The organism is Pseudomonas sp. GL_090, from assembly GCF_057837765.1.
In genome coordinates, this window is record NZ_CM174452.1 from 5,620,557 (window position 1) to 5,639,377 (window position 18,821).

Sequence of the window (18,821 nt, forward strand, 5' to 3'; positions counted from 1 at the left end):
GGAACCGTTGCCCCGCAGGTTGCAGGAAAAAACAGCCATTGCCACCGGCCAGGCAAAAAAACGCCCGCGAGGCTGGGTGCCGTGCGGGCGCTTTTCATTTCATTGCGTCGATCAGGACGACATCAGCTCGGCCTTGACCAGCTTGGCCTGCTCGTCGGCGTGATACGAGGAACGTACCAATGGACCGGAGGCAACGTTCTTGAAGCCCATCTTGTAGCCTTCCTCGGCGAACCAGGCGAAGGTATCCGGGTGCACGAAACGCTGCACCGGCAAGTGACTGCGGGACGGTTGCAGGTACTGGCCGAGGGTCAGCATGTCGATGTCGTGCTCGCGCATGCGCTTCATGACTTCGATGACTTCTTCGTCGGTCTCGCCCAGGCCCAGCATCAGACCGGACTTGGTCGGAATGTGCGGCATCATCTGCTTGAAGCGTTGCAGCAGGGTCAGCGACCACTGGTAGTCCGAACCCGGACGCGCAGCCTTGTACAGGCGCGGCACGGTTTCCAGGTTGTGGTTGAACACATCCGGTGGCTCGGCGGCAGTGATTTCCAGCGCGATATCCATGCGGCCACGGTAGTCCGGGACCAGGGTTTCGAGCTGCACATTCGGCGACAGCTTGCGGATTTCACGGATGCAATCGGCAAAGTGCTGAGCACCGCCGTCACGCAGGTCGTCGCGGTCCACCGAGGTGATCACCACGTACTTCAGGCGCAGGTCAGCGATGGCAATGGCCAGGCTTTCAGGCTCGTTGACGTCCAGTGGCTTCGGACGACCGTGGCCGACGTCGCAGAACGGGCAGCGACGGGTGCAGATGTCACCCATGATCATGAAAGTCGCGGTGCCACCGGAGAAACACTCGCCCAGGTTCGGGCAGGAGGCTTCTTCGCACACACTGTGCAGCTTGTGTTTGCGCAGCAGGGCCTTGATGCGGTCGACCTCCGGCGAAACCGGGATGCGTACGCGAATCCAGTCCGGCTTCTTCGGCAGTTCGGTGGTCGGAATGATCTTCACCGGGATGCGTGCAACCTTTTCGGCGCCGCGCAGCTTGACGCCGGCTTCAACCTTGGGACGCGGGGCCGGGCGCTCGGTGACATCGAGCGTCGGGATCATGGTTTGCACTGCATCAGTAGTCATATCAGTCGATTCCGCCCGTGAGGGTCGTCTGCTCAGCATAGTCGAGGTGTTTGACGAGCTGCGCACGCAGCCGGGCACTTACCTCGGCAAATTCAATCGATCCTGCGTGATCGCTCAGCTGGGTCATCGCCAGCCCGGCGTAGCCGCAGGGATTAATCCGTCGAAACGGTTCCAGGTTCATGTCCACATTCAAGGCCAGGCCGTGAAAGGAACAACCATGGCGGATCCGTAGACCCAGGGAGGCGATTTTCGCCCCGTCGACGTAGACACCCGGTGCATCGGGCTTGGCCACGGCGGTGACACCGTAACTGGCCAGCAGCTCGATCAGGCATTGCTCCATCCGGCTGACCAGATCGCGCACGCCAAACCCGAGCTTGCGCACGTCCAGCAGCAGATAAGCCACCAGCTGGCCTGGGCCGTGATAGGTCACCTGACCACCACGGTCGACCTGCACCACCGGAATATCACCTGGAAGCAGCAGATGCTCGGCCTTGCCGGCCTGGCCCTGGGTGAACACCGCAGGATGCTCAACCAGCCAGACCTCGTCGGCGGCATCGTTGCCGCGTTCGTTGGTGAAGCGTTGCATGGCATGCCAGACAGGCTCGTAAGCCATCTGGCCGAGCTCGCGAAAGCCCAGCACACCGGACATCACAGCACCATGTGCACGAAACCGGTTGCCCGCAGTTCGCTGTTGATGTTGTACAGCTGGTCCTGGTCGGTCGCGACGATGTGCAACTGAATGGTGGTGTATTTACCGTTGCTGCTCTGGCGCTCGTCAACACGCTCATCGTTGATCGTTGCATGTTTGCGAACGATGTCGATGATCCTGTCCTTGTTGCCCACGCCGGTGTCGCTGATCACCTTAACCGGGTAATCATTGGCAGGGAATTCGATCTTTGGCGCCTTTACTTCGGTATCGGTCATGGCGTAACGGCCTCGTAAGCGTAAGCCGTGGCGACGGCAAAGCCCCGCGCCGGATCAGCGCAGGGCCATGCAGGTGCACACTATCAGTTGAACAAGCCGTAGAAGAATAGACGGATGCTATCCCACATGCGGCGGAAGATACCACCCTCTTCGACAGCGTCCAGAGCGATCAGATCGGCGCTGTGCACCACCTTGTCGTCCAGTTTCACTTCGACTTTACCGATTACGTCGCCCTTGGCGATTGGCGCGATCAGCTGCGGGTTCATGGTCATGCTGGCAGCGAGCTTTTTCAACTGGCCTTTTGGCAGGGTCATGGTCAGGTCTTGCGCCAGGCCGGCCTTGACCTGGTTGGTCGAGCCTTTCCAGACCGGAGCCTGAGCCAGCTCGGTGCCCTTCTGGTAGAAGGTCTGGGTTTCGAAGAAGCGGAAACCGTAGGTCAGCAGCTTCTGGGTTTCGGCGGCACGGGCCACTTCGCTGTTGGTGCCGAAGACCACGGCGATCAGGCGCATGCCATCACGTACGGCCGAGGACACCATGCAGTAGCCGGCTTCGTCGGTGTGGCCGGTTTTCAGACCGTCGACAGTCTTGTCGCGCCACAGCAGCAGGTTACGGTTCGGTTGCTTGATGCCGTTCCAGAAGAACTCTTTCTGCGAGTAGATCGCGTAATGAGCCGGGTCTTCGTGGATGATCGCGCGAGCCAGCACAGCCATGTCGTGAGCCGACGAATAGTGCTCAGGGTTCGGCAGGCCGGTCGGGTTCATGAAGTGGGTGTTGGTCATGCCCAGGTCGGCGACGGTCTTGTTCATCAGGTCGGCAAAGGCGTCTTCGCTACCGGCAATGTGCTCGGAGAGCGCGACACTGGCGTCGTTGCCCGACTGGATGATGATGCCGTGCAGCAGGTCGCTGACAGTGACTTGCGAGCCGACCTTGATGAACATCCGCGAACCGCCGGTACGCCAGGCATTCTCGCTGACGGTCACCGGATCGTTTTCGCCGATCTGGCCACGACGGATTTCCAGGGTAGCGATGTACGCCGTCATCAGCTTGGTCAGGCTGGCCGGCGGCAGACGCTGGTCACCGTTGTTCTCGACCAGCACGTTGCCGCTGCTGGCATCCATGAGCACATAGGCCTTGGCAGCCAGTTGTGGTGGCGAAGGCATCATCTCGACCGCGAATGCGGCGGGTGAGAGGAGCAGCGGGACTAGCAGGAACAGGCGTTTGGCAAAGGTGGTGATGTTCATCCGTCTCTCGAAATCGCTAATGGAAACTGCCCAAGGGCAAAACTAATCAGATGACTTTCTAACGAGTCATCGCGTGTTCAGTTGCTCACTCCAATCACCCTTTGCCGGGCTTTTGTTCTTCGAAGAGCCAACAACCTGGTTCACCCCCCAAAACCGCAGATGAACCGTCAATCAAGTCCTACGTATTACTCAGTTACAACGCTTGGCGAACCGAGATTGGCCAGCCGCACACTATTCTGCACCTGCTGGATTTCACCCGGCGATCCGATCGGGCCCAGGCGAACCCGATGCAGGGTCTGCTGATTGCGCACGATCGAGCTGATGAACACCGGAGCGCTCACCATCCCGCTGAGCTTCGATCTCAGGAGTTCTGCAGCGTCCGGGTTGGCGAACGCGCCCACCTGCAGATACTGGCCAGACGCTTGTGCAGAAGCGTTTTTTTTTGCGTCGGCAAGTTGAACAGGAACGACGGCGGCGGCGTGCTGCTGCGGCGGTGGCGTCCATTGCTCGACAGTGCCGGCCGACGCCGTGATCACCGGGGCGCTATTCTGCGCGACTTTCGGTTCATTGAGCATTAATGGTGCCGGACGGCCCTTGGCAGCCCACCATTGCTGCGGGTCGATGCCTTCGACCTTGACCCGCGCGGTGCCAGTTTCGGCGTAACCGAGTTTCTTGGCGGCAGCGTAGGACAAGTCGATGATCCGGTCCGAATAGAACGGACCGCGGTCGTTAACTCGCAGGATCACGGTCTTGTTGTTGTCCAGGTTGGTCACCCGGACATAACTCGGCAGCGGTAAAGTCTTGTGTGCGGCACTCATGCCGTACAGGTCATACACTTCGCCGTTGGCGGTGTTCTGACCGTGAAATTTGGTGCCGTACCAGGACGCCGTACCCGACTGCACGTAAGTCTTGGACTCTTGCAGCGGAAAGTAGGTTTTACCTAGCACTGAGTATGGAGCGGCCTTGTACGGGCCGGTATGCAGGGTCGGCGTGGCGTCCGGGATACGCGAAACATCGACATCCCACCATGGCGCGCCATCCTTGTGGGCGCGGTTGATGTCCAGCCCCGGCGTCGTGCGCACGGCGGTGCTGCTGGCCTTCTGGGCCGGCGCGCGGCTGGTCGAACAACTGGCGACCAGCATTGCCAGCGCGGCGAATGCCATCAGCTTCAGGGGTTTATTGATAGGCAATGCCCGCATTACTTGACGCCCCGTGCTTGGACCAGCTGTTCAGACAGTTGATGTACGGCCATGGCGTACATCACGCTGCGGTTATATCGCGTGATCGCGTAAAAATTCTTCAGGCCCATCCAGTACTCGGAGCCATTGTCGCCTTCCAGGCGGAACGCAGTAACCGGCATATCATCGCGCAGCGCATCATGACTTGACCACCCCAGGGCTCGCAACTCCCCGACGGTTTTCGTCGGCTCGATTCCCGTGGTCAAGCCTTCGTCGACATGATCGCCACGGACATCGGCGCGGCTGACCACCGGTTCGCCGGCGACCCAGCCATGACGCTTGAAGTAACTGGCGACACTGCCGATGGCATCGTCCGGGTTGGTCCAGATGTTGATATGGCCATCACCGTCGAAATCCACCGCATAGGCGCGGAAACTGCTCGGCATGAATTGCGGCAATCCCATGGCGCCGGCGTAGGAGCCTTTGAGCGTCAACGGATCGACCTGCTCTTCACGGGCCAGCAGCAGGAACTCACGCAACTCCTTGCGGAAAAACTCGGCACGGGGAGGATAGTCGAAACCCAGGGTCGACAAGGCATCGATCACCCGGAAATTTCCGGTATTACGGCCGAAAAAGGTTTCAACGCCGATGATCGAGACAATCACCTGGGCCGGCACGCCGTATTCCTGCTCGGCACGGGCCAACACCGCTTCGTGCTGACGCCAGAAATCCACACCCCGGGCAATGCGCGCATCGGTGATGAACATCGGGCGATACTCGCTCCACTGCTTGACCCGTTCGGCGGGCTTCGAGATGGCGTCCAGAATCGACTGCTTGCGCTCGGCTTCGCGGAACACGCCCATCAATTGTTCACCGGCGAAACCGTAGTCGCGGGTCATTTCACCGACGAACTCAGCCACCTGGGGTGAGCCTTCGTAGTCGCCGGCCAACGCTTCCTGCATGGTGCCTAGGATGCTTACCAGGCCGACCCATGGCGCGTATCGAGTCGCCCAGCCACGCATTACCTGCATTGAAAATTTCACCTTATTCAAACCTGCGCGATCCACTTGCGATGGGTATGGATCGACATCAAAACCCCAAACGCTGACAGTAGCGTCACCAGCGAAGTTCCTCCGTAGCTAATGAACGGCAACGGCACCCCCACCACCGGCAACAGGCCACTGACCATACCGATGTTGACGAAAACATAAACAAAAAACGTCATGGTCAGGCTGCCCGCGAGCAACTTGCCGAACAATGTCTGCGCCTGGGCGGTAATCACCAGGCCGCGGCCGATCAACAGCAGGTAGATCAGCAACAGCGCGCAGATCCCCACCAGGCCGAACTCTTCGCCCAATACGGCAATGATGAAGTCGGTATGGCTTTCCGGCAGGAAGTCCAGGTGCGACTGAGTGCCCAGCAACCAACCCTTGCCGAACACACCACCGGAGCCGATGGCTGCCTTGGACTGGATGATGTTCCATCCCGTACCGAGCGGATCGCTCTCCGGGTCGAGGAACGTCAGGATCCGCTGTTTCTGGTAGTCATGCATGATGAAGAACCACATGGCAATCGCCACGGGAACGGCGGCGGCCAGCACGCTGAGGATCCAGCGCCAGCGCAGGCCACCCATGAACAGCACGAAAGCGCCGCCGGCCAGGATCAGCAGCGAAGTGCCGAGGTCCGGTTGGCGCACGATCAGAATGAACGGCACGCCGATCAGCATCAGGCTGACGCCCACATGCTTGAGCTGGGGCGGCAAGGTGCGTTTGGACAAGTACCAGGCAATAGTCGCCGGCATCAGGATCTTCATGAATTCCGAGGGCTGGAAGCGGATCACCCCGGGAATGTTGATCCAGCGGGTAGCGCCCATGGCGTTGTGGCCCATGATGTCCACCACCAGCAACAGCATCACTCCGACCACGTAGCCCAGCGGCACCCAGCGCGCCATGAATCGCGGCTCGAACTGGGCAATGACGATCATCGACACCAGGCCGATGCCGAACGAAGTGGCTTGCTTGCCCAGCAGATCCCAGCTCTTGCCGCTGGCCGAATACAGCACGAACAGGCTGCCGGCGGCGAGGGTCAACAGCAGGATCAGCAGCGGGCCGTCAATGTGCAGGCGTTGCAGCAGCGTCGCACGGCGACGCATCACATCCTCACTGGAGAGCATGCGATCGAAGTTATTCATCACGGGCGGTAGCCTCTGCACTGATAGGGCTGGCGTATTCGGGCTTCAACCGACCGTCCTGGTCCAGGAGCCAGGCGTCCATGACCTGACGCACCACCGGCGCGGCCACGCCGGAGCCGGACTCGCCGTTCTCGACCATCACCGATACTACGATTTTCGGGTCGTCGGCCGGCGCGAAGCCGACGAACAAGGCGTGGTCGCGATGGCGTTCCTGAACCTTGGAACGGTCATACTTCTCACCCTGTTTGATCGCGACCACCTGGGCCGTACCCGACTTGCCGGCGATCCGGTATTGCGCGCCGATCGAGGCTTTGCGCGCCGTACCACGGGCACCGTGCATAACCTGCTGCATGCCGTGATTGACCTTGGTCCAGTCCGACGGGTCGCGCAGGATGATGTCCGGCATCGGATTCTCATCCACCGGTTTCACGCCCTCGATGGTCTTGGCCAGGTGCGGACGATTCCAGATGCCTTTGTTGGCCACCAACGCAGTGGCCTGGGCCAACTGCAACGGAGTCGACTGCATGTAGCCCTGGCCGATCCCCAGAATCAGCGTCTCGCCCGGGAACCATGCCTGGCGACGGGTCGCACGCTTCCACTCGCGGGACGGCATCAGCCCCGGCGACTCTTCGAACATGTCCAGGGAGACCTTCTGGCCAATACCGAACTTGGTCATGTATGCCGACAGCCGATCGATCCCCAGCTTGTGGGCCAGGTCGTAGAAGTAGGTGTCGTTGGAACGCATGATCGCCGTATCGAGGTCGACAAAACCGTCGCCGGTACGGTTCCAGTTACGGTATTTGTGATCGTAGTTGGGCAGCATGTAGTAACCGGGGTCGAACACTCGGGTCGACGCCGTCACCACGCCGGCATCCAGGCCGGCAATCGCTACCGCCGGCTTGATGGTCGAGCCTGGTGGATACAGACCGCGCAGCACGCGATTGAACAGCGGCCGGTCGATGGAATCGCGCAGCTCGGAATAGGCCTTGAAGCTGATGCCGGTGACGAACAGGTTCGGGTCGAAACTCGGTTGGCTGACCATCGCCAGCACTTCGCCGGTTTTCGGGTCCAGCGCTACCACCGCGCCACGACGACCACCGAGCGCAGCTTCGGCGGCTTCCTGCAATTTGATGTCCAGGCTCAGGACGATGTCCTTGCCGGGAATCGGATCGGTACGCTTGAGCACCCGCAGTACGCGGCCCCGGGCGTTGGTCTCGACTTCCTCGTAACCCACCTGGCCGTGCAACTCCGGCTCGTAGAAACGCTCGATGCCGGTTTTGCCAATTTGATGGGTGCCGCTGTAACTCACCGGATCCAGAGTCTTCAGCTCTTTCTCGTTGATCCGCCCCATGTAACCCACCGAGTGCGCAAAATGCGCACCCTGCGGATAGTGACGGACCAGTTGCGCGACCACTTCCACGCCTGGCAGGCGGAACTGGTTCACGGCAATTCGCGCGATCTGCTCTTCGGTCAACTCGAACAGGATCGGCACCGGCTCGAACGGCCGACGCCCCTGGCGCATGCGCTTCTCGAAAACCACCCGATCTTCAGGCGTCAGCTCCAGCACCTGGACGATTACATCGAGCACTTGCTGCCAATCGCCAGAGCGCTCGCGGGTCATGCTCAGGCTGAAGCTGGGCCGGTTATCGGCAATGACGACACCGTTGCGGTCGAAAATCAGCCCACGGGGCGGCGGAATCGGCTGCACATGGACGCGGTTGTTTTCCGAGAGTGTCGAGTGATACTCGTACTGAATCACCTGGAGGAAATACAGGCGCGCGATCAGCACCCCAATCAGCGCCACCACTGCAATGGCCCCGAACACGACGCGGCCACGCACCAGACGGGCGTCTTTTTCGTGGTCCTTGATGCGGATCGGCTGGGACATGAGGGCAGAGCTACTTGTGGTAAGGGTGACCGGACAGCACGGTCCAGGCACGGTACATCTGTTCGCCGATCAGGATACGCACCAGCGGGTGCGGCAAGGTCAGCGGCGACAACGACCAGCGCTGGTCAGCCCGGGCACAGACTTCCGGCGCCAGCCCTTCGGGGCCGCCGACCATGAAGTTGACCGTGCGCGAGTCCAGCCGCCAGCGATCGAGTTCGACCGCCAGTTGCTCGGTGCTCCAGGGCTTGCCATGGACTTCGAGAGTGACAATCCGCTCGTTCGGTCCGACCTTGGCCAGCATGGCTTCGCCTTCCTGACGGATGAAACGGGCCACGTCGGCGTTCTTGCCACGGGTATTGAGCGGAATTTCCACCAGTTCCAGCGCCAGTTCGGACGGAAGACGCTTGGCATATTCATGCCAGCCTTCTTCCACCCATTTGGGCATGCGTGAACCGACGGCGATCAGTCGCAGTCGCACAGCGGTCCCTTATTCCTGGTCTTTGTTGAGCTTGTTGAAGTGCTCGTGACCCACTTCAGGGCTGTGGTGCTTGCCATCGGCCGCACGGCTCTGCTCGGCACCTTTCCACAGGCGCTCCAGGTCGTAGAACTGACGGGCGTTGGAGGTCATCATGTGGACGATCACGTCGTCCATGTCCAACAGCACCCAGTCGCTGTCGCCCTTGCCTTCTTCACCCAGCGGCTTGATGCCCAGGGCTTTGACAGCCTCGCGAACCTTGTCCAGCATCGCGCCGATCTGGCGGTTGGAGGTACCGGTGGCAATGATCATGTAGTCAGTGATGCTCTGCTTGTCGCGAACATCGATCACCAGCACGTCCTGGGCCTTGACGTCTTCCAGGGCGGCTACGGCGATCTTGACCAGCTCGTCGCCTTTAGGCGGCTCGGCAGCGAAGACCTTTTCCGGCAGCGGGGCACTCTTGAATGTGCCTTTGCGTTTTACTTTGCTTTCGTTGTTGCTCGTCATATAAAACTCGTTTTGCTCGTTTGTTCGGGCGCTTCAATACACGTTGTTGCCACGTGCCTTGAGGCACTCCTATTCAGTTCGACGCACGGTAGAGTCCGTGCGCATCGATGTAGACCAGGACCGCGTCGGGCACCAGGAAACGTACCGACTTACCGCTGGCCAGCAGTTGACGGATCTGGGTGGCGGATACCGCGAGCGGTGTCTGCCAGACGAATGCAATCTGTCCGCTCGGCCCTTTGAGGGCCAGCGGGTCGCTCACCGAGCGCGCTGCCAGCAGGTTGCGCAAGGCATCCGGCGGTTCGCTGTCGGCATCCGGGCGTTGCAACACCAGGATATGGCAATGCTGGAGCAACTCTTCCCAGCGGTGCCAAGTGGGCAGGCCGCAAAAAGCGTCCCAGCCCAAAAGCAGAAAAACCTGGTCATCCGCGGCCAGTTCGGCGCGCATCAGTTCCAGGGTATCGATGGTGTAGGACGGTTTGTCCCGCTGCAATTCGCGGGCGTCCACCACCAACGGCGCCACACCGGCCACCGCGCACTCGACCATCGCCAGACGGTCTTTTGCCGACACCTGCGGTTTGTCTCGATGGGGTGGCCTGGCACTGGGTGTCAGGCGCAACTCATCGAGCGCCAGGGTTTCGGCGACTTCCAGTGCACCGCGCAAATGGCCGATGTGCACCGGGTCGAACGTTCCGCCCAGCACGCCAATGCGGCGAGGGACTGGCTCGCTGACGGTGACCGGGGCTGACGGGTCGAAGTCGCCCAAGTCAGGCCGGCTCCTGTCCGCGCAACTGCCCGTCACCGACCACGATGTACTTCTCGCAGGTCAGTCCCTCGAGGCCTACCGGGCCACGGGCGTGCAGCTTATCAGTAGAAATGCCGATCTCGGCACCCAATCCGTATTCGAAACCATCGGCGAAGCAGGTCGGGGTATTGATCATCACCGACGAGGAGTCGACTTCAGCCACGAAACGCCGGGTGTCGCCCTGGTGTTCGCTGACAATCGAATCGGTGTGATGGGAGCCGTAATGATTGATGTGCTCGATGGCCTGGTCCAGTCCGTCCACCACGCGGATAGACAGAATTGCCGCCAGGTACTCGGTGCTCCAGTCTTCCTCGGTGGCCGGCACGGCATTGATGATCGCCCGGGTACGCTCGCAACCACGCAGCTCGACGCCTTTTTCGCGGAACTGTGCCGCCATCGTCGGCAGGAAATCCTTGGCAACGGCTTGATCCACCAGCAGCGTTTCCATGGCACCGCAGATGCCATAACGGTAAGTCTTGGCGTTGAACGCAATGCGCTGGGCCTTGGCCAGGTCGGCGTGCTCGCTCACGTAAACGTGGCAGATGCCGTCCAGGTGCTTGATCACCGGGACGCGGGCGTCACGGCTGACGCGTTCGATCAGGCCACGGCCGCCGCGCGGCACGATGACATCAACGTACTCAGGCATGGTGATCAGCGCGCCGACGGCAGCGCGATCGGTGGTTTCGACCACTTGCACCACCGCGGCCGGCAGATCGGCCTCGGCCAGGCCGCGCTGAATGCAGGCGGCGATGGCGCGATTGGAATGAATCGCCTCGGAACCGCCACGCAGGATAGTCGCGTTACCGGACTTCAGGCACAGGCTCGCGGCATCGATGGTCACATTCGGCCGCGACTCGTAAATGATTCCGATCACGCCCAATGGCACGCGCATCTTGCCGACCTGAATACCGGACGGACGGAAGCTCATGTCGCGGATCGCGCCGACCGGGTCCGGCAGCGCTGCTACCTGACGCAGGCCGACGATCATGCCGTCGATACGCGCCGGGGTCAGCGCCAGGCGTTCGAGCAGGGCCGGCTCAAGACCATTGGCGCGACCGGCAGCCAAATCCTGCTCATTAGCCGCCGTCAGCTCGGCGCGGGCAGCGTCCAGCGCGTTGGCGGCGGCCTGCAGGGCGCGGTTCTTCTGCGCGGTACTGGCACGGCCGATCACGCGGGAAGCTTCGCGGGCAGCGCGACCCAAGCGGGTCATGTAGTCAAGAACGGACTCAGTCATGGTCTGGCGTGGTCTTTGATTAGGTCTTGGTAAAGAGTAAAGCGACAGATTATAGCTGTCGCGCCCACCGACTAACAGCGGTGACGGGCGGATGGTCGAAATGAGGGCAATTTGCCGATGTTCAGCCGGGATTAAGCTGCAAATTGTTATCATCACGACTCATTCAGCCCTGACAAATGCCGGTCATCATGTCCAACCTGACTGTTCGAGCGTCCGCCGCGAGCCTGCCTACGGGCCTCCCGGACGCGTTTTTCGACCGTGACGCGCAAATTCTGGCCCGGGATTTACTGGGCAAAGTCATTCGCCATCGGGTTGGTGATCTGTGGCTCAGCGCCCGAATCATAGAAACCGAGGCCTATTACTGCGCAGAAAAGGGTAGCCACGCGTCCCTCGGCTACACAGAAAAGCGTAAGGCTTTGTTTCTGGATGGCGGCCACATCTATATGTATTACGCCCGGGGCGGCGATTCACTGAATTTCAGCGCCCAAGGGCCGGGTAACGCTGTGCTGATCAAATCCGCCTACCCGTGGGTCGATCAATTGAGCGGGCCGGGCAGCCTGGCACAGATGCTATTGAACAACCCCGATGCCCAGGGCCGCCCTCGCCCGTCACAAAAACTCTGCGCCGGGCAAACCCTGCTGTGCAAGGCACTGGGCCTGAAAGTACCGGTGTGGGACGCCAAACGCTTCGATCATGAAGTGCTGCTGGTAGAACACGTCGGCCAGACGCCTGCCCACATCATCCAGACCACTCGGCTGGGCATTCCCCACGGGCGCGATGAGCACCTGATGTACCGCTTTGTCGACGCTGCCTATGTGGCTTATTGCACGCGCAACCCGCTACGACGGGGCCAGATCGAAGGTCGCGATTATTTTGTGCTGTCCTGAGATTGATCCGGATTTTGAAACTGAAGGAATCCCCTGTGGGAGCGAGCCTGCTCGCGATGAGGTCAGCACAATCAACATCACTGTTGACTCAAAGTGCGCTATCGCGAGCAGGCTCGCTCCCACAAGTAGAAAATTGAACATTTGATGGAGTGGTTTTTATGGGCCCATGGCTCGATAGCGTGACCGGATGGCTGGCGGTCAACCCGCAATGGCTGGCAGCAGCGGTATTCATCGTGGCCTTTGTGGAATGCCTGGCGATTGCCGGGCTGATCGTTCCTGGCACGGTGTTGCTGTTCGCCGTGGCGGTACTGGCAGGCAGTGGCGCGCTGACGCTCAGTGAGACACTCTTGCTGGGTTTCGTCGCCGGGGTGCTGGGCGACGTCATTTCGTATTTTCTGGGGCGGCACTTCCATCAGAACATCCGGCGCCTGCCGGGCTTGCGCCATCATCCGGAATGGATCGCCGGGGCCGAGTCATACTTCCAGCGCTACGGCATCGCCAGCCTGCTGGTCGGGCGCTTTATCGGGCCCCTGCGGCCAATGCTGCCGATGGTGGCCGGCATGTGCGACATGCCTTTCCCGCGCTTCTTCGCTGTCAGCCTGCTGGCCGGCGCGGGTTGGTCGGTGGCTTATCTGCTGCCTGGCTGGGCCACGGGCGCGGCCATTCGCTTGCCGCTGCCTGAAGGTTTCTGGCTCCAGGCCGGGGTTGTTGCCGGTAGCATCGCGGTGATGGTCGGCTTGAGTGCGACCAGCAGCCTGCGTCGGCATCGCCACGCGACGTTGTTCATTACCGGGATGAGTCTGCTGATTCTGGCGGGGCTGTTTATCGGTTACTCGCACCTGTCTGCACTCGATCAAGGGGTCATGACACTGGTGCAGGAACATCGTAACCCGATGCTGGATGAAGTGGCGGCGGTCTTCACGCTGATCGGCGAATTCCGCAACATGTTGCTGTTCAGTGCGCTGCTGACCGGTTTGCTGCTGCTGATGCGGCAATGGCGGCACGCGATTTTCGCGGGCGGCACGCTGCTCTTCACGGCACTGGCCAATACCGCGACCAAGTACTTTTTCGCCCGCGTGCGCCCCGAAGTGTTGAGCGACCCGCTGACCAGCTACAGCATGCCCAGCGGCCATGCTTCAGGATCTTTCGCGCTGTTCCTGACCCTCGCCGTCCTGGCCGGCCGTGGGCAACCACCCCGGATGCGCCTGACCTGGTTGTTGGTGGGCTGCCTGCCCGCAATGGCGATTTCGCTTTCGCGGGTTTACCTCGGAGCGCATTGGCCGACGGATGTATTGGCCGGCGCGATGCTGGCGGCGTGTGTCTGTGCGGCGAGCCTGTGGCTGATCCAGCGCAAGGAACCGCTCAACGCCTTGCCTCCCAAGGTCTGGTGGCTGGTATTGCCGGCGTTGCTGGCATTGTTCGGATTCTTCGTGCTGAGGCATTTACCGCATACGATGTTGCGGTATGCGTACTGACAGCAGTCAGGCAAACAGTTCGCCCTGCAACTCATCCAGCAACGCCTGAATCGCATCCAGTCGTTGCTGCGGGTCATCGAGTTGCAGCAGGTCGATCTTGTCCACTTCAGCGAAGGGCAACAGGTACGCCAACTGATTGGCCAGCGACTGCTGGCCGGTCGCTTCGGTGCCCATGTTCAAGGCTTCAACCATCGGGTGTTCCGCCAGGGCCTTGAGCAAGGCCACCAGGTCGGCGTCCTCATCCTGCAGTGGCTGCTCCGGTTCGTCTTCCAGCCACTCGACCTCGGCGACGGTCAACTGATCGCGCTGAACTTCCGTTCGCAATACATGGAAACGTCGTCCCCCCTGAACCCGAATTCCCAGCAGGCCGTTGTCCTGCTGCTTGAAATCGGTGATCAGCGCCTCGCACCCGACCAGGGCGTAACCCGCCGGGGCGATCCCGACTTCTTCGCCTTCGAGGATGCACACCACGCCGAACCCGCCGCCCTGCTTCATGCAGCGGCCGATCATGTCCAGATAGCGCGCCTCGAAAATCTGCAAATCGAGGATGCAGCCTGGAAACAGCACTGTATTGAGCGGAAAAAGCGGCAGACTCATAGACATTTCCTTACACCACCATCGACACCGCCAACGGCAGCAACACCGCCGTGGCCACACCCATCAGGCTCATCGCCAGCGCCGCAAAGGCGCCGCACTCTTCACTTTCCTGCATCGCCACCGCCGTGCCGACCGCGTGGGCGGTCATGCCCAGCGCCATGCCTCGGGCTTCCGGGCTGTGCACGCCGAGACGGCTCAACAGGGCCGGACCGAAAATCGCGCCGATCACACCCGTAATCAAGACGAACACCGCTGCCAGCGCCGCGACACCACCGATCTGCTCGGCCACCAACATGGCGATAGGCGAAGTCACCGATTTTGGCGCCATGGTCATCAGGATCATGTGCTCGGCACCGAACGACCAACCCAGCAACACGCCCATCCCCGTGGCCACCACCCCGCCTATCACCAGCGTAGTAAATATCGGCCAGAACAACTGCCGAATCCGTCGCAGATTGAGATAAAGCGGCACCGCCAGCGCAACAGTGGCCGGGCCGAGCAAAATGCTGAGAATCTCGGTGCTCTTGCGGTACTCGGCGTAGGTCAGGCCGCAGCCCACCAGTACGCCGATCACCAGCAACATGGAGACAAGCACCGGCTGCAAAAAGATCCATCGGGTTTTCTCGAATGCCGCCAGGACGAGTTGATAGGCGCCAAGGGTAATGCCGATACCAAACAAGGGATGATGAATTACCGACACCCAGGCGCCGTGCCAGTCGAAGATCATTGGCCGTCCTCGGAGTGAGCGTGACGCTTGACCATGCGCTGCATCAGCACCCCGGCGAAGGCCATGGAAAGCAGCAGCGACAACACCAGCGCGCCGACAATGGCCCAGAAGTCCGCCGCGATGTCAGCGGCGTAGACCATCACGCCCACGGCCGGCGGCACCAGCAACAGCGGCAGGTAGCGCAGCAGGCTGCTGGCCGCCAGGTTCAGCGGCTCGCCGACCTGTCCGCGACAGATGAGGTACACCAGCAACAGCAGCAACCCCACAATCGGTCCCGGCAGCACCGGCAAGAACAAATGATTGATCGCGGTGCCGAGCAATTGGAACAGCACCAGCCACGTCAGGCCCCGTAACAACATCAAAGATCTCCCGCAAAATCCGTCACCCGCATTGGCCAGACATTATAAGCATGCTCGCGCTATAGACCGGCATTCGCCAAAAACATGGTCAGTTGACCGGAGCGTTTGGCCATGTTGATCTAACGTGGTAAGTCGGGAGGTCAGATCCCCGCAAGCCAAAAACATAAAACCGATGAACCCAAGGAGAGTCTCAATGCCCTATGTTCCAGTTGCAGAGCTCAAAGATTATGTCGGCAAGGAACTCGGACGTTCCGAATGGCTCACCATCGATCAGGACCGCATCAACCTGTTCGCCGAAGCCACAGGGGATTTTCAGTTCATCCACGTCGACCCGGTCAAGGCCGCGCAAACGCCATTTGGCAGCACCATCGCTCACGGCTTTCTGACGCTGTCGCTGATCCCGAAACTGATGGAAGACATCCTCGTCATGCCCGAAGGCTTGAAGATGGTGGTCAACTACGGCCTCGACAGCGTGCGTTTCATCCAGCCGGTCAAGGTCAATTCGAGAGTGCGCCTGAAGGTCGACCTGACCGAAGTCATCGAGAAGAAACCCGGCCAATGGCTGCTCAAGGCCACCACCACCCTGGAAATCGAAGGTTCGGACAAACCGGCGTACATCGCCGAACCTCTGTCCCTGTGCTTCGTCTAAACCGTCCTGGATGCGAAGCAGCTCATGCTGTTTCGCGCCCTCACGCGGTACCTCACCCTATATATGGACACATAGCTGCGGCATACTCCCTCGCCTAATTGCCCGGAATCCGCTATGCGCCCACTTGCACTCCTTGCCTTGACCCTGATGCTCACCGCTTGCGGCGACGGCGAATCGCCTTTGCCTCCCGACGCCCGCCTGCCGGACGGCGGACGCTATCGCGGTGACCTGGTCAATGGCTTGCTGCAAGGCAAGGGGCGCATCGACTACCCGAACGGCAGCTGGTACGCCGGCGAATTCGACAAGGGCCAGTGGCAGGGCCAGGGCGAATGGCATGGCAGCAATGGCGAAGTCTATCGCGGGCAGTTCAATCAGGGACTGTTCGACGGCCAGGGGGCACTGACCACCAACGCCAGCAGCTACAGCGGCGGCTTCAAGGCCGGCCGGCGCAACGGCGAAGGCACCCTCAAAGAAAACGGCATGAGCTATCGCGGAGAGTTCAAGGCCGATCAATACGCCGGCCTGGGTCGCCTCGAACTCGAAGACGGCAGCTCCTACCAGGGTCAGTTCGCCCACGGCAAACCCAATGGCGAAGGCCAGCGCGGCGACGGCAACGGCAATCAGTTCACCGGGCACTTCGTCGACGGCCAGCTGGAAGGTAACGGGACTTTCAACAGCGCCGATGGCGACATCTATGTCGGCAGCTTCAAGAACAATCAACTGCACGGGAAGGGCCGCTACGAGAACGCCGACGGCGATGTCTGGCTGGGCCAGTTCAAGGAAGGCTCGCTTAACGGCAAGGGCGAGTTGATCGGCACAGACGGCAGCCACTACATCGGCCAGTTCAATGACTGGCGCTTTTCCGGCCAGGGCCGCCTGAACCTGTCCGACGGCAGCTTTTACACCGGCCAGTTCGACAACGACAGTTACCAGGGGCGTGGCACATTGGTGTTGACCGACGGCACCGTGCTCAGCGGCACCTGGATCAACGGCCAGCGCGTACGCGATTCCGAGGGCAAATTATTGCCCGACACCCTGGAGCTCGGCCTGCTGGCCCAGGGGCGCTTGCTCGACGCCGCGTTGGCCAATGTTCCACCCTCGACCCCGGCGGTGGAGCTGTATTCATTGACCCTGGGTGGCGATGGCAAGCAAAGCGTGTTTCTGCGCGAATCCGACTACGTCGCCAACATGCTCAGCACCCGTTTCGGCACCTTTGGCCAGATCCGCCTGGTGAACCATCGCGACCACCTCGCCGACCGCCCGATGGCTACCCGGGAAAACCTGCGCCGCGCCGCCCTGACGCTGGCCGAACGCAGCGGTCCGGAAGACCTGATTTTCATCTACCTGACCAGCCACGGCAGCAGCGAACACGAACTGGTGCTAGACCAGCCGCGCATGGAGCTGGCCGATCTGCCAGCCGACGAGTTGGCCGCTGTTCTCGCCCCCCTGAAAAACCGCGACAAGATCATCGTGATTTCGTCCTGCTACTCCGGCGGTTTCATTCCCGCCCTCAAGGATGAACGGACCCTGATCATGACGGCCTCGCGAGCCGACCGGGTATCCTTCGGCTGCTCGGAGGAAGCCAACTTCACTTACTTCGGCGATGCCCTGTTCGCTCAGGCCCTGAACCAGACCGATGACCTGGAACAAGCCTTCAAACTGACCAAGGCCAGCGTCGCCGAACGTGAGCTGGCGGACGGTTTCGAAGCGTCCGAACCACAGATCTGGGCACCGAAAACCGTCCTCTCGCATTGGCAACTACTACGTAAACAGCAGGCACGAAAAGCCCTGCAAAGTGCGTCCAACGAAAGCAAGGATGCAAACAGCAACTAAGCTGAATAGTATCAAGGGAGAAACACTATGTACTTGACGCCTCAGCACGTATTGCTTGCCGGAGCCACCGGGCTGACCGGTGAACATCTGCTTGATCGCTTGCTCAACGAGCCAACGATTTCACGGGTATTGGCCCCCTCACGCAGGCCATTGGCCGAGCATCCGCACCTTGAAAACCCCGTCGGCGACCCGGTGGAGTTTCTGCCGCAGCTGAACGGCCGTGTCGATATCGCCTACTGCTGCCTGGGCACCACCATCAAACAGGCGGGCTCGGAACAGGCGTTCCGCGCGGTAGACCTGGACATGGTCGTGGCCTTTGCCAAACGCGCACGGGAGATGGGCGCACGGCACCTGATCGTGATCAGCGCTCTGGGAGCCGATCGCAGATCCTCGATTTTCTACAACCGGGTCAAAGGCGAGATGGAGTACGCATTGCGCGCGCAGGACTGGCCGCAGCTGACCATCTGCCGCCCTTCGCTTTTGCTGGGTGATCGCACCGAACCGCGACTGGGCGAGAAAGTCGCTGGTCCGTTGTCTCGGCTGATCCCTGGCAAATACCATGGTATCGAAGCCTGCCAACTGGCACGCGCGATGTGGCGTCTGGCGCTGGAAGAGCAGGACGGGATCAGGATTGTCGAGTCGGATGAACTGAGGAAGTTGGGCAAGTAATTTTATGGTGCCTGAGCGGGCCTCATCGCGGGCAAGCCCGCTCCCACAGGA

General features: G+C 60.9%; 20 protein-coding genes. 5 read left to right on the forward strand and 15 right to left on the reverse strand.

All coding sequences use genetic code 11. The features are described from left to right. Positions 1-111: 111 nt before the first annotated feature. The 12 genes from lipA to AC3ITA_RS25440 all read right to left on the reverse strand — a co-directional run bounded on the left by lipA (position 112) and on the right by AC3ITA_RS25440 (position 11,574). Entirely contained in the window at positions 112-1,110 is a 999-nt protein-coding gene (lipA, locus tag AC3ITA_RS25385) for a lipoyl synthase (protein ID WP_162130289.1), read from the reverse strand. 25 nt (positions 1,111-1,135) lie between these two features. Then, the gene (lipB, locus tag AC3ITA_RS25390) at positions 1,136-1,783 is read right to left on the reverse strand and encodes a lipoyl(octanoyl) transferase LipB (protein ID WP_095941985.1); all 648 of its coding nucleotides are present in this window, start codon (positions 1,781-1,783) and stop codon (positions 1,136-1,138) included. Beyond that, positions 1,783-2,058 (reverse strand): DUF493 domain-containing protein, encoded by a 276-nt coding sequence (locus AC3ITA_RS25395; protein ID WP_095941984.1) that lies wholly within the window; start codon positions 2,056-2,058, stop codon positions 1,783-1,785. The genes lipB and AC3ITA_RS25395 overlap by 1 nt, the downstream gene beginning before the upstream one ends. Positions 2,059-2,141: 83 nt before the next feature. Further along, positions 2,142-3,299 carry a D-alanyl-D-alanine carboxypeptidase family protein gene (locus tag AC3ITA_RS25400; RefSeq protein WP_095941983.1) on the reverse strand — a complete coding sequence of 386 codons (1,158 nt, stop codon included), beginning with the start codon at positions 3,297-3,299 and terminating at the stop codon, positions 2,142-2,144. A gap of 185 nt (positions 3,300-3,484) precedes the next feature. After that, the gene (locus AC3ITA_RS25405) at positions 3,485-4,498 is read right to left on the reverse strand and encodes a septal ring lytic transglycosylase RlpA family protein (RefSeq protein ID WP_095941982.1); all 1,014 of its coding nucleotides are present in this window, start codon (positions 4,496-4,498) and stop codon (positions 3,485-3,487) included. Continuing rightward, positions 4,498-5,508 carry a lytic murein transglycosylase B gene (mltB, locus tag AC3ITA_RS25410; protein WP_095941981.1) on the reverse strand — a complete coding sequence of 337 codons (1,011 nt, stop codon included), beginning with the start codon at positions 5,506-5,508 and terminating at the stop codon, positions 4,498-4,500. Before mltB ends, AC3ITA_RS25405 begins: the two co-directional genes overlap by 1 nt. 17 nt (positions 5,509-5,525) lie before the next feature. Further along, positions 5,526-6,629, reverse strand: a complete 1,104-nt coding sequence (gene rodA / locus AC3ITA_RS25415; protein ID WP_056728863.1) for a rod shape-determining protein RodA — start codon at positions 6,627-6,629, stop codon at positions 5,526-5,528. Positions 6,630-6,660: 31 nt separating this feature from the next. Continuing rightward, a complete protein-coding gene (gene mrdA, locus AC3ITA_RS25420; protein ID WP_095941980.1) occupies positions 6,661-8,556 on the reverse strand; it encodes a penicillin-binding protein 2 in 1,896 nt (631 codons plus the stop codon). 10 nt (positions 8,557-8,566) lie between these two features. Next, complete coding sequence (rlmH, locus tag AC3ITA_RS25425) at positions 8,567-9,034, reverse strand: 23S rRNA (pseudouridine(1915)-N(3))-methyltransferase RlmH (RefSeq protein WP_008052376.1); 468 nt, start codon at positions 9,032-9,034, stop codon at positions 8,567-8,569. A 9-nt stretch (positions 9,035-9,043) separates the two neighbouring features. Further along, entirely contained in the window at positions 9,044-9,538 is a 495-nt protein-coding gene (rsfS, locus tag AC3ITA_RS25430) for a ribosome silencing factor (protein WP_095941979.1), read from the reverse strand. Positions 9,539-9,611: 73 nt separating this feature from the next. Then, the gene (gene nadD / locus AC3ITA_RS25435) at positions 9,612-10,301 is read right to left on the reverse strand and encodes a nicotinate-nucleotide adenylyltransferase (protein WP_489278683.1); all 690 of its coding nucleotides are present in this window, start codon (positions 10,299-10,301) and stop codon (positions 9,612-9,614) included. A 1-nt stretch (position 10,302) separates the two neighbouring features. Continuing rightward, the gene (locus tag AC3ITA_RS25440) at positions 10,303-11,574 is read right to left on the reverse strand and encodes a glutamate-5-semialdehyde dehydrogenase (RefSeq protein WP_150672676.1); all 1,272 of its coding nucleotides are present in this window, start codon (positions 11,572-11,574) and stop codon (positions 10,303-10,305) included. A gap of 188 nt (positions 11,575-11,762) precedes the next feature. Here AC3ITA_RS25440 and AC3ITA_RS25445 point away from each other — a divergent pair, with 188 nt between their 5' ends. Continuing rightward, positions 11,763-12,461, forward strand: a complete 699-nt coding sequence (locus tag AC3ITA_RS25445; RefSeq protein WP_224790005.1) for a DNA-3-methyladenine glycosylase — start codon at positions 11,763-11,765, stop codon at positions 12,459-12,461. 158 nt (positions 12,462-12,619) lie between these two features. Beyond that, positions 12,620-13,936: a bifunctional DedA family/phosphatase PAP2 family protein gene (locus AC3ITA_RS25450; protein WP_489278685.1), complete on the forward strand. Its 1,317-nt coding sequence runs from the start codon at positions 12,620-12,622 to the stop codon at positions 13,934-13,936. Between the two features lie 6 nt (positions 13,937-13,942). Here the strand turns inward: AC3ITA_RS25450 and AC3ITA_RS25455 are convergent, their stop codons facing one another. From AC3ITA_RS25455 to AC3ITA_RS25465, 3 genes are read right to left on the reverse strand one after another with little or no spacing between them, the layout of a single operon-like run. Then, positions 13,943-14,533: an LON peptidase substrate-binding domain-containing protein gene (locus AC3ITA_RS25455; protein ID WP_053162726.1), complete on the reverse strand. Its 591-nt coding sequence runs from the start codon at positions 14,531-14,533 to the stop codon at positions 13,943-13,945. Between the two features lie 10 nt (positions 14,534-14,543). Beyond that, positions 14,544-15,260, reverse strand: a complete 717-nt coding sequence (locus tag AC3ITA_RS25460; protein ID WP_095941974.1) for an LrgB family protein — start codon at positions 15,258-15,260, stop codon at positions 14,544-14,546. Continuing rightward, positions 15,257-15,619 carry a CidA/LrgA family protein gene (locus AC3ITA_RS25465; protein ID WP_095941973.1) on the reverse strand — a complete coding sequence of 121 codons (363 nt, stop codon included), beginning with the start codon at positions 15,617-15,619 and terminating at the stop codon, positions 15,257-15,259. The genes AC3ITA_RS25460 and AC3ITA_RS25465 overlap by 4 nt, the downstream gene beginning before the upstream one ends. Before the next feature lie 193 nt (positions 15,620-15,812). On the opposite strand from AC3ITA_RS25465, the gene AC3ITA_RS25470 reads away from it, so the two are divergent. The 3 genes from AC3ITA_RS25470 to AC3ITA_RS25480 all read left to right on the forward strand — a co-directional run bounded on the left by AC3ITA_RS25470 (position 15,813) and on the right by AC3ITA_RS25480 (position 18,770). Then, entirely contained in the window at positions 15,813-16,268 is a 456-nt protein-coding gene (locus tag AC3ITA_RS25470) for a MaoC family dehydratase (RefSeq protein WP_095941972.1), read from the forward strand. Positions 16,269-16,382: 114 nt separating this feature from the next. After that, the gene (locus tag AC3ITA_RS25475; RefSeq protein ID WP_095941971.1) at positions 16,383-18,101 is read left to right on the forward strand and encodes a C13 family peptidase; all 1,719 of its coding nucleotides are present in this window, start codon (positions 16,383-16,385) and stop codon (positions 18,099-18,101) included. Positions 18,102-18,128: 27 nt separating this feature from the next. After that, the gene (locus tag AC3ITA_RS25480) at positions 18,129-18,770 is read left to right on the forward strand and encodes an oxidoreductase (RefSeq protein WP_095941970.1); all 642 of its coding nucleotides are present in this window, start codon (positions 18,129-18,131) and stop codon (positions 18,768-18,770) included. The last annotated feature ends 51 nt before the right edge of the window (positions 18,771-18,821 follow it).

Coding starts and splice junctions, on each gene's coding strand:
- AC3ITA_RS25440 (WP_150672676.1), bottom strand. CDS start 11,574: ATGACTGAGTCCGTTCTTGACTACATGACCCGCTTGGGTCGCGCTGCC.
- AC3ITA_RS25450 (WP_489278685.1), top strand. CDS start 12,620: ATGGGCCCATGGCTCGATAGCGTGACCGGATGGCTGGCGGTCAACCCG.
- rodA (WP_056728863.1), bottom strand. CDS start 6,629: ATGCGTCGCCGTGCGACGCTGCTGCAACGCCTGCACATTGACGGCCCG.
- AC3ITA_RS25445 (WP_224790005.1), top strand. CDS start 11,763: ATGTCCAACCTGACTGTTCGAGCGTCCGCCGCGAGCCTGCCTACGGGC.
- mltB (WP_095941981.1), bottom strand. CDS start 5,508: ATGCAGGTAATGCGTGGCTGGGCGACTCGATACGCGCCATGGGTCGGC.
- AC3ITA_RS25395 (WP_095941984.1), bottom strand. CDS start 2,058: ATGACCGATACCGAAGTAAAGGCGCCAAAGATCGAATTCCCTGCCAAT.
- AC3ITA_RS25475 (WP_095941971.1), top strand. CDS start 16,383: ATGCGCCCACTTGCACTCCTTGCCTTGACCCTGATGCTCACCGCTTGC.
- AC3ITA_RS25455 (WP_053162726.1), bottom strand. CDS start 14,533: ATGAGTCTGCCGCTTTTTCCGCTCAATACAGTGCTGTTTCCAGGCTGC.
- lipA (WP_162130289.1), bottom strand. CDS start 1,110: ATGATCCCGACGCTCGATGTCACCGAGCGCCCGGCCCCGCGTCCCAAG.
- AC3ITA_RS25480 (WP_095941970.1), top strand. CDS start 18,129: ATGTACTTGACGCCTCAGCACGTATTGCTTGCCGGAGCCACCGGGCTG.
- AC3ITA_RS25460 (WP_095941974.1), bottom strand. CDS start 15,260: ATGATCTTCGACTGGCACGGCGCCTGGGTGTCGGTAATTCATCATCCC.
- AC3ITA_RS25405 (WP_095941982.1), bottom strand. CDS start 4,498: ATGCGGGCATTGCCTATCAATAAACCCCTGAAGCTGATGGCATTCGCC.
- lipB (WP_095941985.1), bottom strand. CDS start 1,783: ATGTCCGGTGTGCTGGGCTTTCGCGAGCTCGGCCAGATGGCTTACGAG.
- AC3ITA_RS25465 (WP_095941973.1), bottom strand. CDS start 15,619: ATGTTGTTACGGGGCCTGACGTGGCTGGTGCTGTTCCAATTGCTCGGC.
- mrdA (WP_095941980.1), bottom strand. CDS start 8,556: ATGTCCCAGCCGATCCGCATCAAGGACCACGAAAAAGACGCCCGTCTG.
- rsfS (WP_095941979.1), bottom strand. CDS start 9,538: ATGACGAGCAACAACGAAAGCAAAGTAAAACGCAAAGGCACATTCAAG.
- AC3ITA_RS25470 (WP_095941972.1), top strand. CDS start 15,813: ATGCCCTATGTTCCAGTTGCAGAGCTCAAAGATTATGTCGGCAAGGAA.
- AC3ITA_RS25400 (WP_095941983.1), bottom strand. CDS start 3,299: ATGAACATCACCACCTTTGCCAAACGCCTGTTCCTGCTAGTCCCGCTG.